The sequence below is a fragment of the Arthrobacter sp. 05T442 genome, from assembly GCF_056395945.1.
The window spans coordinates 120345-132655 of the sequence record NZ_JBFTKM010000007.1 but is presented as its reverse complement, the minus strand read 5'-3'; the positions used below and the strand labels follow the sequence as shown (position 1 = coordinate 132655).

Annotated in this window: 12 protein-coding genes; 9 read left to right on the top strand and 3 right to left on the bottom strand. The window is 67.8% G+C overall.

All coding sequences use genetic code 11. The features are described 5' to 3' along the window. Positions 1 to 81: 81 nt before the first annotated feature. Together AC1DES_RS09440 and nucS are read right to left on the bottom strand one after the other, a co-directional pair. The gene (locus tag AC1DES_RS09440; RefSeq protein ID WP_024365900.1) at positions 82 to 285 is read right to left on the bottom strand and encodes a cold-shock protein; all 204 of its coding nucleotides are present in this window, start codon (positions 283 to 285) and stop codon (positions 82 to 84) included. Positions 286 to 602: 317 nt separating this feature from the next. Next, positions 603 to 1298: an endonuclease NucS gene (gene nucS / locus AC1DES_RS09435; protein ID WP_476895432.1), complete on the bottom strand. Its 696-nt coding sequence runs from the start codon at positions 1296 to 1298 to the stop codon at positions 603 to 605. A 59-nt stretch (positions 1299 to 1357) separates the two neighbouring features. Here nucS and AC1DES_RS09430 point away from each other — a divergent pair, with 59 nt between their 5' ends. Then, positions 1358 to 1756: an ATP/GTP-binding protein gene (locus tag AC1DES_RS09430; RefSeq protein WP_476895431.1), complete on the top strand. Its 399-nt coding sequence runs from the start codon at positions 1358 to 1360 to the stop codon at positions 1754 to 1756. 10 nt (positions 1757 to 1766) lie between these two features. Continuing rightward, complete coding sequence (locus tag AC1DES_RS09425) at positions 1767 to 2582, top strand: alpha/beta hydrolase (RefSeq protein ID WP_476895430.1); 816 nt, start codon at positions 1767 to 1769, stop codon at positions 2580 to 2582. A 111-nt stretch (positions 2583 to 2693) separates the two neighbouring features. On the opposite strand, the gene AC1DES_RS09420 is transcribed toward AC1DES_RS09425, so the two are convergent. Beyond that, on the bottom strand, positions 2694 to 3866 hold the full coding sequence (locus AC1DES_RS09420) for an AI-2E family transporter (protein WP_476895473.1): 1173 nt from the start codon (positions 3864 to 3866) through the stop codon (positions 2694 to 2696). 318 nt (positions 3867 to 4184) lie between these two features. Between AC1DES_RS09420 and AC1DES_RS09415 the strand changes: the two genes are divergently transcribed. The 7 genes from AC1DES_RS09415 to AC1DES_RS09385 all read left to right on the top strand — a co-directional run bounded on the left by AC1DES_RS09415 (position 4185) and on the right by AC1DES_RS09385 (position 12307). Next, entirely contained in the window at positions 4185 to 6008 is a 1824-nt protein-coding gene (locus AC1DES_RS09415; protein ID WP_476895429.1) for a hypothetical protein, read from the top strand. Between the two features lie 284 nt (positions 6009 to 6292). After that, entirely contained in the window at positions 6293 to 7306 is a 1014-nt protein-coding gene (locus AC1DES_RS09410) for a co-chaperone YbbN (RefSeq protein WP_476895428.1), read from the top strand. After that, the gene (locus AC1DES_RS09405) at positions 7306 to 8406 is read left to right on the top strand and encodes an NADH:flavin oxidoreductase/NADH oxidase (protein ID WP_476895427.1); all 1101 of its coding nucleotides are present in this window, start codon (positions 7306 to 7308) and stop codon (positions 8404 to 8406) included. Before AC1DES_RS09410 ends, AC1DES_RS09405 begins: the two co-directional genes overlap by 1 nt. 146 nt (positions 8407 to 8552) lie before the next feature. Next, positions 8553 to 9335: a glucosamine-6-phosphate deaminase gene (gene nagB, locus AC1DES_RS09400; RefSeq protein WP_476895426.1), complete on the top strand. Its 783-nt coding sequence runs from the start codon at positions 8553 to 8555 to the stop codon at positions 9333 to 9335. A 60-nt stretch (positions 9336 to 9395) separates the two neighbouring features. Next, positions 9396 to 9716 carry a DUF3039 domain-containing protein gene (locus AC1DES_RS09395; RefSeq protein WP_476895425.1) on the top strand — a complete coding sequence of 107 codons (321 nt, stop codon included), beginning with the start codon at positions 9396 to 9398 and terminating at the stop codon, positions 9714 to 9716. Positions 9717 to 9924: 208 nt separating this feature from the next. Continuing rightward, entirely contained in the window at positions 9925 to 11703 is a 1779-nt protein-coding gene (locus tag AC1DES_RS09390) for a DEAD/DEAH box helicase (protein ID WP_476895424.1), read from the top strand. 232 nt (positions 11704 to 11935) lie between these two features. Then, entirely contained in the window at positions 11936 to 12307 is a 372-nt protein-coding gene (locus tag AC1DES_RS09385; protein ID WP_476895423.1) for a hypothetical protein, read from the top strand. The last annotated feature ends 4 nt before the right edge of the window (positions 12308 to 12311 follow it).

Sequence of the window (12311 nt, the reverse complement as noted above, 5' to 3'; positions counted from 1 at the left end):
CCCCGGCACTAGTGCCGGGGATCATTTCCGTGCTCGTACTCATTGTGCCGGAACTGCCTCAGGCGGTTCCCACGCGGGAGACTAGACCAGCGTCACGCCGGTGGCCTGGGGGCCCTTGGCGCCCTGGCCGATCTCGAACTGAACGCGGGCGTTTTCGTCGAGGGTCTTGAAGCCACCGGTCTGGATCTCGGAGTAGTGAACGAAGACATCGCCATCGGAGTCATCCGGGGTGATGAAGCCGAAGCCCTTTTCTGCGTTGAACCACTTGACGGTTCCCTGTGCCATTTGTTTCTCCTCATTGTGGATCTTGATAAAGCTCGGCACACTGCGTGCCGGGCTTGGTCACTCTGCGAGAAGAACCTCGGCTGTGGGCCCGGATTGACGGGCTTGGGCGGCAGGAGCTTCACGCTCGCAACATGTCTTGCGAGCATGAAAAAACACCTACACAAAGACTCGTATAAGAATTTCATGACACTTGCGTCAGGTCAACGGCCGCACGGCAGAATTACATAAATTTTGTGCAAAGAACTCTAAAGCGTCCGCGGCCGCGCATTGTGGTGAAAAGCGGAGCCCGCGTTTGCAGAACCCGGAATGCCAAATTGTCAGAAGAGCCGGGATTCGCTGTCATCCACGCCACGCATGGCATCGTAATCGAGGGTGACGCAGTCGATCCCGCGGTCGTTGGCAAGGACCTTGGCCTGCGGCTTGATCTGCTGTGCTGCGAAGATTCCGCGCACCGGCGCCAGCAGCGGGTCACGGTTGAGCAGTTCAAGGTACCGCGTGAGCTGTTCGACGCCGTCGATGTCGCCCCGGCGTTTGAGCTCGATGGCCACGGTGGCGCCGTTGGCGTCCCGGGCCAGGATGTCCACGGGGCCGATCGCCGTGAAGTATTCGCGGCGGATCAACGAAAAGCCGCTGCCCAGGAGCTCGATCTGTTCGGCGAGGAGGCGCTGCAGATCCGCCTCCACCCCGTCCTTGATGAGGCCGGGATCCTGGCCCAGCTCATGGGAGGTGTCGTGCAGCTGCTCATGGATGTTGATGATGAGCCGGTCATCGGTCTTTGCGGACTGGACTGTCCACTGTTCGATCACGCCGACTTCGACCTCGATCTCATCCGGGGTCGAGACGCGCAGGGAGGCCGGCGGGCTCATCCAGTTCAACGGCTTGTAGGAACCGCCGTCCGAATGGACCAGCACGGAGCCGTCGGCTTTCACGAGCAGGAGCCGGGTGGCCAGCGGGAGATGGGCTTTGAGCCGGCCGACATAATCAACGGAGCAACGGGCTATGACTAAACGCACCCGGTCAACTGTACCGTCTGGGAGAGCGGGCGGCAGCCGGACTGGGGCAGAATGGAGGCATGCCCCGCTCCAACCGACCCCGCCGCCCCGTGTCCGGAAAAGCAGGGTCCGGAAGAGCAGGGTCAGGAAAAGCCGGGTCAGGAAAAGCCGGGACCGGAAAGGCAGCAAAGCCCGGAGCCAGGCGCGGCCCGGTGCCGGAGCCGGACCTCGAGCGGGCCCGCACCGGCATTGCGCGCAGGGAAAGCGCCCCGGACGGCGACTGGATTGTCCGCTCCATCACGGCCAGCAGGGCGGAGAAAACCTACATCTGCCCCGGGTGCTCGACGGCGGTGATGCCCGGGGTGGCCCACCTGGTGGTGTGGTCCGAAGACCATCTCTTCGGCGCCGCCGCCGGCCTGGCGGAGCGCCGGCACTGGCATTCCAACTGCTGGACCTCGCGAAGGTACCGGTATCGCTAAGCTTGAGGGCATGACTTCTGACCGCAGGACTTTCGACCCGGCGTCGTACGTTTTTACCCAGCCCGGCGTGCCCTCCGCGATCCGCGCATCCACTGTGCTTCCCGCCCACCGCGAGAACGTGGAACTTCGCACGAGTGACGGGCACCGGCTCGTCGGCGAGCTCGCACTTCCGGAGTCCGGCGAGATCACGGCGACCCTCATCACCTTGCATCCGCTGCCCACGCACGGCGGCTTCATGGACTCGCACGTCTACCGCAAGGCGTCATACCGTCTGCCGGCCCTCGCCGGAATCGCCGTCCTCCGCTTCAACACCCGGGGCACGTCCTCCCCGCGCGGAACCAGCAGCGGCGCGTTCGAGGAGGGCGTCGGCGAACGGCTCGACGTGGAGGCGGCCGTGCAGTTTGCCGTGGACCGCGGCCTACCGAACCGCTGGCTCGTCGGCTGGTCCTTCGGCACCGAGCTTGCGCTGATGTACGGCGCATCCGAGCCTGTGGCGTCCGAGGTTGAAGGGGCCATCCTGCTTTCGCCGCCGCTGCACCGCGCCACGGACGTGCACCTCAAAGAGTGGGCCGCGGCCGGCAAACCGCTGAAGGTGCTCGTCCCCGAGCACGACGACTACCTGCAGCCGGCCGCCGCCGCGGAGAGGTTCAGCCTCGTGCCGCAAGCGGTCGTGGTGGGGGTCGACGGCGCCAAGCACCTCTGGGTGGGGGAGAAGTACGCTGCCCGGGTGCTCAACGAGATCGTGGACGAGGTCATCCCCGGCCGGACCGAAGGTTCGGCGCTTGCCCAGGAGTGGGACGGGCCCGTCGCCACGGCGCACGCCTAACCGGAACGGCCGCGGCGGATCCGGAGATCCGCTACGAAAAAAGACAGCCGCTGCGGGGATCCACGCAGCGGCTGTCCGAAAACGGGGCGTTAACCCTCACGGGGCACCGGGTCAGTGGTTGTCCTGGCGCACGATGAAGATTTCCTTGATGAGCAGCAGGATCGCAGCCGCGGTGGGGATGGCGATCAGCGCGCCAAGCACCCCGAGCAGGCTGCCGCCGGCGATGACCGAGATGACAGCGACGGCGCCCGGCACTGCGACAGCTTTCTGCATGATGCGCGGCGAGATGAAGTAGGCCTCGAACTGGAGGTAGGCGAAATAGCAGATGGCGTAGACGACGGCCGTCTGCCAGCCGGCCGTCAGTGCAATGAGTGTCACGACGACGCCGGCAATCATGCCGCCGACGAGCGGGATGAACGCGAGCAGGGCCACCACGAAGGCGAGCAGCACGGCAAAGGGAACGCCGACAATGGACATCACGATGAAGGCGAACGTCGCGTTCAGCAAGGCCACGACGGCCTGGCCGATGACGTAGTTGCCGACCGAGCCGGTGATTTCCTCGGCCAGGGCCTCGACCCGGGCACGGCGGGACCGGGGGGCGAGCCTGTAACCCCATTTCTTCATGGCGGGCAGGGCGGCCAGGAAGTACAGGCTCAGCACGAGCACGATCAACGCGCCGAAGAGCCCGTTCGCCACCGTCGAGCCGAAGCCGACGACGCCGCCGAAGATGCCGCCCATGGCCTCCGGGTTGTTAACGAACTTCCCGAGCTCCTGGGTGATGCGGTCCCGCACGCCGAACTGGCTGTCAACGGTGCGGAAGAAGTCCGAGTCAATGAAGTCCTGGATCCAGCGGGGCGCCTGCTGGACGATTTGGGTCACCTGCTGCACGATCGTCGGGATGAGCGTGGCGAAGAACCCGGCCACGGCGAGCGTCAGGGTGGCGACGGCGAGGACGATTCCGGCCGCGCGGGGGACATTCTTGCCTTCCAGCCACCGCACCACCGGATCCAGCCCCAGGGCGATGAAGAGGGCTGCCACGATCCACAGGAGCAACTGGGTCGTGTTCGAGCCGATCCAGTAGACGAGCAGGGCCACCCCTACGCCAACGGTCCCCATGAAGCCGACGTAGAGCGGGTGCTGGGCCGACATCCGGGGTCCGGGGTCTCCAAAGCGTGCGGAGGTTCCGTCCGCTTCGGTGGCAGCGGCTGCCTCGTGCTCGGGTGGCATCTCGAAGCGGAGCCGCGGCTGGGCGCCGGGAAGGGGCTGCCGCAGGCGGCGTGCCATGGCGATCAGGACCCCCGCGGCGGCTGCCCGACGGTTCGAGATTCCTGCCGGGGCACCGCGTTCCTGGCTGGCGGATTCCTGGGCTTCTTCCCGTCCTGAGGGGGACGAATCCGTTCGTTCAGTCACTGCGTTGAAAGCCCTTTATTCTGTGCGGCGCCACACGGGCGGCCCGGGTGTGATGATCACCGCAAACACTATCAGCAGGCTTGCCAGCTGGGGCTTTGGCCGCCCGCGGGGTTCCCGGGCGGGGGGTTGACAAAGCGCCCGATCTGACTCGCGGGTAACAAAATGGTTACTATTGAAGCTAAGTGTCCGCTGATGATAGGTAATATTTTGCGTTTCAAGACTGCAGTTGCATTAGTGCTGCTCGGCCTCCTGACACTGCTGGCCGGAATCGGCCAGAAGACATTCTGGGCTCCGCCGGAAAGCGTCACGGCAACGGCCCCCGCTGGCGCCACGGCCGCCCCGCTGACAGTTTTCGACGAGAAGCTGCGCACGATGCACAGCGGCACCGTCAAGATCAATGTCAAGGGTGACGGCGCTTTCATGCTGGCCGCCGGACGTCCGGACGACGTCGACGCGTGGGTCGGCAAGACCGCCCACAACACCGTTGCCGGCGTGTCCGAGGACCACAAGGCGCTGCAGTTGACGCATACCGACGGCGAGGCCACTGCGCCCTCGCCCGCCGGTTCCGACCTTTGGGTCACCACCGAGAACGCCAGCGGCGAAATGAACTACACCTGGAACCCGCCCGCCGACGGCGACTGGTCGCTCCTGCTCGCGGCGGACGGCACCAAGCCCGCCCCGGCGTCAATTACGATGACGTTCCCGAACGACACGTCCACGCCGTGGGCGATACCGTTCATGGTTGTTGGCGCGCTCCTGATCCTGGCCGGCGGCGCGCTGCTGGTCCTCAACCGGCGGTCGGGCGGCAACGGCAAGGGCGGAGCCGGCGGCACGGGCCGCCCGCTCGGCAGCATGTTTGCCCGCCGTGCGCAGGCCAAGGCGGCAGCACGCACCCAGGCCAAGGTATCCGGAGGCACCACGCCCCAGCCGAACACCGTGTCCCGGCAGGTCCGGCGGACAAGCGCCCTCGTTGCGGCGTTGACGGCTACCGCCGTCGCCGGCACCGGGGTCGCCGCGCAGGCCAGCCAGACTCCGGCCCCCTCACCAAGCGCCTCGTCGTCGGCCTCGTCGTCGGCCTCGTCGTCGGCCTCGCCGTCGGCCTCCGCGGCGGCCGCCTCAGACAAAGCGCCCGACGCCCCCGTCCTGATCGACGCCCAGTTCCGCCGCATCCTGGAACAGGTTGCCGGCGCGGTTGACGCCGGGGACGCCGCCAAGGATGCCAGCAAGCTCCAGCCCCGGGTGGCGCAGTCCGAGCTCGACGTGCGCACGCAAAACTACAAGATCCGCTCGCAGGTCGGCTCCTACGAGGCCCGGATGCCTGTCCGTGCCACGAAGCTCCTGACCACTGTGGTCACCAACAAGCGCAGCTGGCCGCGGTCGGTCATGGCCGTGACCCAGGGCGAGGGTAACGTCGTCCCGCAGCTGCTCACCCTGAGGCAGGACTCCCCGCGGGAGAACTACAAGCTCGTGGGCAGCACGCCCCTGCAGCCGGGGGCGACGTTCCCGGGCATCGGCCGGGGCGGCACGGAGACCCTTGCGCCCTCGGACAAATCCGGCCTGCTCTACAGCGGCGAGGAAGCGCTGGCCGGACTGGCCGACCGCCTGACCACGGCTGACTCCGCGTTCAAGGACAAGCTTGTGGAGGGTCAGTCCTCCCCCTACATTGCGGACACCCTGGCGTACCAGGCTGATGCCGTCAGCTCCGGCGTGAACGGCACGTTCGCCTTCACCCACAAAGTGGCGCCCGAGAACACCGTCGTCTTCCGTACGGCCGACGGAGGGGCGCTGGTCCTGGGCCGCCTGAACTTCGCCTTTGACGGCACGCCCAAGGCCGCCGGCGACAAGCTGACGATCGGCGACGACGCTGCTGCCCTGGCGGGCGGCAAGGAGACCAGCACCGGCATGGTGCTGACCTTCGCCGAGTCGATGGCCGTGTACGTCCCACCGGCGGGGTCCAAGGACCCGATGAAGCTGGTGGCCGCCACCCGCGGCCTGGTAGGGGCCAGTTTCAAGTAGCACACGCGCCACAGCAGGACACATCGAAGGAGGACCGGGCCGAATCGGCCCGGTCCTCCTTCGTCCGGGGAGCGGGGCCCGCACCGGGGCAACGCCCAGGCCCCGCACCGGGGCGCCACCCCGGCCCCAGCCAGGCGCAGCGGACCGGGGGTAGCACCGGCGCAGCGGACCGGGGTAGCACCGGCGCAGCGGACCGGGGTAGCACCGGCGCAGCGGACCGGGGTAGCACCGGCGCAGCGGACCGGGGTAGCACCGGCCGGGGCAGGAGTGGCTAGAGTGGAGCTATGACTTCGCCAGCTTCCCGCCCGGTCCCGCCAGCTGCCGCCAACCCGCTCAACCTGCGGGGCGCCGTCGACCTCTCCTCCCTCAAGCAGCGCCCCGCGCCGCCGTCGGCACCGCAGGCGTCGCCGCCCGCGGGAGCCCCGGCTTTCCCCGCGCCGGACGCCGCTCCCGGAGCTGCCGAACACCCCGGCCGTCCCCTGCGCGTGGAGGTGACCGAGGCGAACTTCCAGGAACTCGTAGAACTCTCCGCCCAGGTGCCGGTGGTGATCGGACTCTGGGCCGCCTATTCGCCGGGCTCGAGCCAGCTGATGGACGTCCTCGAGCGGGTCGTGGAAAGCTACGATGGCCAGCTGGTCCTCGGCGCAGCCGACATTGAAGCCTTCCCGCAGCTCGCGCAGGCCTTCCAGGTGCAGGCCGTGCCGACCGCCGTCGCCGTCGTGAAGGGCCAGCCCGTTCCGCTTTTCCAGGGCGGCGCCGAAGAACCGCAGGTACGGAGCCTGTTCGATGAACTGCTGAAGGTGGCAGCCGCCAACGGCGTCACCGGGCGGATCGGCGCAGGCGGCCCCGGCAGCGCCGAGTCAGAGCCCCCGCCGCTGCCGCCCCTGCACCAGAAGGCCTATGAGGCCATCGAAGCGGGGAACTACGCCGCGGCTGCCGCCGCATACCGGCAGGCCCTGCTGGAGATGCCGGCAGACGCCGAGGCCAAGGCCGGACTCGCCCAGGTGGAGCTGATGGACCGGCTCCAGTCGGTCTCCGGCACCGAAGGCGACGCCTTGCGCCGCCTCGCAGCCGACGAGCCGGACAACCTGGACGCCCAGCTCGGTGTCGCAGACCTCGACATCGCCGGCGGCCACATCGAGGATGCCCTGGGCAGGGTCGTCACGTTCATCGGCCGGAACTTCGGCCCGGAACGGGAGACGGCCCGCGTCCGGCTGCTGGAACTGTTCGACGTCGTGGGCACCGGCGACGAGCGCGTCGCCAAGGCCCGCCAGGGACTCGCCCGGGTGCTCTTCTAATGGGGTCCGCTCTTTTCGCGCCGCTGGAGCTGCGGTCGCTGCGGCTGCAGCACCGCGGCTGGGTCTCGCCGATGTGCCAGTACAGCTGCGAGCCGGAGACCGCGGAGGGCGTCCCCAACGACTGGCACCTCATGCACTTGGGTTCCTTCGCGACCGGAGGAGCGGCGCTTATCCTCACCGAGGCCGCCGCAGTGAACGCCGCCGGCCGGATCAGTCCCCGGGACGCCGGCCTCTACAATGACGACCAGGCCGCTGCCTGGGAACGCATCACCTCGTTCGTGCACCGCCACGGCACCGCCGAGACCAAGATCGGTACCCAGTTGGCGCACGCGGGCCGCAAGTCGTCCTCGTACTGGCCGTTCTCCGGCAAGCAGGGCTCCGTCCCGGAGTCCGACGGCGGATGGGCCACTGTGGGTCCCGGCACGGGCGCCTTCGACGGCTACGTCCCGCCGGCGGCCATGACGGAAGCCCAGATCGACGGCGTGATCGCCGACTTTGCCGCCGCCGCGGTCCGCGCCGTCGACGCCGGATTCGACACCATTGAGATCCACGGCGCCCACGGCTACCTGCTGCACCAGTTCCAGAGCCCCCTCGTCAACGACCGCACCGACGCCTGGGGCGGGGACGAAACCGGCCGGAACCGGCTGACCCTCGCCGTCGTGGACGCCGTCCGGAATGTCATCCCCGATTCCATGCCGCTGCTGCTGCGGATCTCCGCGTCGGACTGGGCCGAGGGCGGCATCGACGCCGAGGCTTCCGTCCGGATGGCGCGGGCCGCCGCGGAACACGGGGTGGATCTTGTGGACGTCTCCAGCGGCGGTGCCGTGGCCCATCAGCAGATTCCCGTGGGGCCCGGGTACCAGACCGGCTTCGCCGCCCGGATCCGGCGCGAAACCGGGATCCGGACCGGCACCGTGGGCCTCCTGACATCGGCCGGCCAGGCTGAGCACGCAGTGGCCACGGGCCAGGCCGACGGCGTGTTCATCGCCCGCGCGGCGCTGCGGGACCCGCACTGGTGGCTAAGGGCCGCCTTTGAACTGGGCCATGACCTCGCCTGGCCGCCGCAGTACGAACGGGCGATGCCGCGCCATTCGTTCTAGGCCCGGTACGCTCCTGAGGCGCGCCAGGCCGTCAACCCCTGGCCGGGTCCGACGGCACGGTCCGCAACGGCGCCGGCTGGGATACCCTGCCAGTAGCGCACAGCACGAACCGCCCACGTCACGGCAGATCAGCAGAGGCAGGGACCATGGAAGTCGTCATCCTTCCGGGCAGCAGGCCGATCGCCGGCCTGGCCTCGGACGCGGTCGAGGCCCTGCTCCGGCGCAAGCCCGACGCCGTCCTGGGGCTGGCGACAGGTTCGTCGCCGTTGCCCATCTACAGCGAGCTGGCGCTGCGGCACGAGCGCGACGGCCTGGACTTCAGCCTGACGAGAGCCTTCGCCGTGGACGAGTACGTCGGGCTTCCGGCCGGGCATCCGCAGTCCTACCGCGAGGTTATCGCCCGGGAATTCACGGAGAGGGTGAACATAGGCCCGGCCAATGTCCACGTGCCCGACGGCACCGCCGGGGACATTCCCGCAGCCTGCCGGGCCTATGAAGACGCCATCCGCGACGCCGGAGGAGTGGACCTGCAGATCCTCGGCATCGGCACGGACGGCCACATCGGCTTCAACGAGCCTGGATCCTCCCTCGTCTCCCGGACGAGGATCAAGACCCTGGTAGAGCAGACCCGCCGGGAGAATGCGCGGTTCTTTGGAAGCCTGGCCGAGGTGCCCCACCACGTCCTCACCCAGGGCCTGGGCACCATCCTGGACGCCCGCCATGTGATCCTCGTTGCCACCGGTGCGCAGAAGGCGCAGGCGGTACGGGACCTGGTCGAGGGGCCCGTCGCCGCGATCTGCCCGGCGTCCGTGCTCCAGCTGCATCCGCATGCCACGGTCCTGCTGGACGAGGCCGCGGCGTCGTCGCTGCGGCTGGCCGACTACTACCGCCACAGCTACGACAACAAACCCACATGGCAGGGCCTCTAGCACGCCCGGCCGGAAGCCGCCGTCGCTATTGGGTCCGCTCCAACGGCTAAGATAGGTCTCATGACTAGCATGACCGATCCCCTCGAAAACGACCCGATGCGTGAGCTCTCCGGAGCCGGGACGTCAACGGCCACGATCGAGCGCGAGGAACTGCGGCAGGAAGTGGAGCCCGGTGACCGGGAGCGCTTCTCGCACTACGTGCGCAAGGAAAAGATCATGGAATCCGCGCTGACCGGCGAGCCCGTCATTGCGCTGTGCGGCAAAGTGTGGACCCCCGGCCGCGATCCCCAGAAGTTCCCGGTCTGTCCCGAATGCAAGGAAGTCTACGAAGGCCTCCGCCCCGGCGGCGACGGCGGCGGCAAGGGTTCCGGCGACAAGTAGCAGCCCGGGCGGCGGGTCACGCCGTTCGCCCGCCGCGCTTGCCCCCGCCGCGCTGGCGGGTGCGCGCGCACCCCAAGGGGTGCGCTGCAGTTCCTGGCCGTGCGGCGCGGTGCACGCCCTCCGGTCCATCCGAAAAAAGATTGGTGTTTTTGTGCTTATTAGGGTTTCTCCTTCAGCCGCAGCAGTGTGCGGAATGGAAGGTACCTAAATGACAGAGACACTCTTCGGCGGCCCCACGCTGCCGCCCGCCTATCCGGAACGTGCCGCCTGGGGTACCGCGCCCAAGCTCCGCGCCTGGCAGCAGGAAGCGCTGGACAGCTACTTCAGTGTCCATCCCAAGGATTTCCTGGCCGTTGCTACCCCCGGCGCCGGGAAGACCACCTTCGCACTGCGGGTGGCCTCCATGCTCATTGATTCCGGAGTGGTCAACCGCGTCACCATCGTGGCTCCCACGGACCACTTGAAGCGCCAATGGGCCGACGCCGCCGCCAAGGTCGGCATCGCCATCGACCCGAACTTCAAGAACGCCGACGGACAGCACGGCCGCGGCTTCATCGGCGTCGCGGTCACCTACGCGCAGGTGGCCAGCAAGCCCATGCTGCACCGGGCCAAGACTGAAGCGGCCCGCACGCTCGTGATCCTGGATGAAATCCACCACGGCGGCGAGGCCCTCTCCTGGGGCGACGGTCTCCGCGAGGCCTTTGAGCCCGCTGCCCGCCGGCTCTCGCTGACCGGTACGCCGTTCCGCTCCGACACTTCCCCCATCCCGTTCGTGGAGTACGCCGAGGACCGTGACGGTATCCGGCGCTCCAAGGCCGACTACACCTACGGCTACGGCAAAGCGCTGCGTGACCACGTGGTCCGCCCGGTCATGTTCATGGCCTACTCCGGGCAGATGCGCTGGCGCACGAGCGCCGGGGACGAGATGGCCGCGTCGCTGGGTGAATCGGCGGTCACGAAAGACATCACCTCCCAGGCCTGGCGCACCGCGCTGAACCCCGCCGGGGAGTGGATCCCGGCCGTGCTGGCTGGGGCGGACAAGAGGCTCAGCGAGGTCCGGCGCAGCGTCCCCGACGCCGGAGGCCTGGTGATCGCCACGGACCACGAGGACGCACGGGCCTATGCAGGCCAGCTGAAGCGCATCACGGGGGAGTCGCCCACCGTTATCCTCTCCGACGATGCCAAGGCCTCCAGCAAGATCGAGGAATTCACCGCCAGCGAGAAGCGGTGGATGGTGGCCGTCCGCATGGTCTCCGAAGGCGTGGACGTACCGCGGCTCTCCGTCGGCGTGTATGCGACGTCCACCTCCACGCCGCTGTTCTTCGCCCAGGCGGTGGGCCGCTTCGTCCGTGCACGGAAAAGGGGCGAGACGGCGTCCGTGTTCCTGCCCTCCGTACCGCAGCTGATGGCCCTGGCTAACTCCATGGAGGCCGAACGGGACCACGCCCTCGACCGCCCGGAGAAGGAGGACGGCGACGGACTCTTCAACCCCGAAGACTCGCTCATGGACGAGGCGAACCGTGAGGAGAAGGCCTCCGACAGCCTTACCAAGGGCAAGTTCGAGGCCCTCGATTCGCAGGCGTCCTTTGACCGCGTACTGTTCGACGGCGGCGAGTTCGGCACCGGCGGCGAAGTCGGGTCCGAGGACGAGCTCGATTTCCTCGGGATCCCCGGCCTGCTCGACGCCGAACAGGTCGGCACCCTCCTGCGCCAGCGCCAGCACGAGCAGCTGAACCGCAAGAACAAGCGGGCGCCCCAGGCCGCCGCGCCTGCGCCGGCCGTCCCCGACCACCGGATGCTCATGGACCTGCGCACCGAGCTGGCCAAGAACGTGGCCGCCTGGTCCGCGCGGACCGGCACCCCGCACGGGGTCATCCACACCAAGCTCAGGACGGTCTGCGGCGGCCCCGCCGTGGCGCAGGCCAACGAGGAGCAGCTGCAGACCCGCCTGCGGAAACTCCAGGACTGGTTCATCGGCCGGAAATAACAGTCACCGGCACAAGCGGCGCACAACAGGCGTGTCAGTTTCCAAAGTCGTCTGCACTGGCTCATAGGGGATGAACGCTCCGGTGCAGCCGGCTGTTGATATTGGCTTGTCCGAAGTCCTCTTGATGATGACTTGTGGCGTGTTGCCACTTCTCGAGTCAACGGTCATGGGTGTTCAAACGTCTTAGGGTTCCATGGGGGTCCGATCGCCTGTGGTGGGCTGTGGCAGAAGCTTGATCGCTGGCGTGGTGGACGACGGGTTCTCTCCGTGTGTCGGTCAGGTGTTCGTCGTTCTGGCGGCCATGATTGGCATTGTTAGTGGCGTCATTTCTAGCCCGCAAGATCACGCGCGGTACGAAGCCGCCTTCGAATTGCGCGTACGACCGGTTCGCCTCGTTGCTGAGGAGTGGGAAATTGAGAGCCGGCTCCGTCGCCGTTACACGCCGGAGCAATGTTCAAGTCTCGAGTGGCATCTCGACCGCTACCGCGACCTCAACTCAAGATTGGCCCAGGCGGATTTGGACGAGGCCATCATCGAAACATCAGGATGCGGACCCCGCCATGTGGCGACAAACGTGCTGAAGCATTTGTCTCTAAGGCCCTGATCAG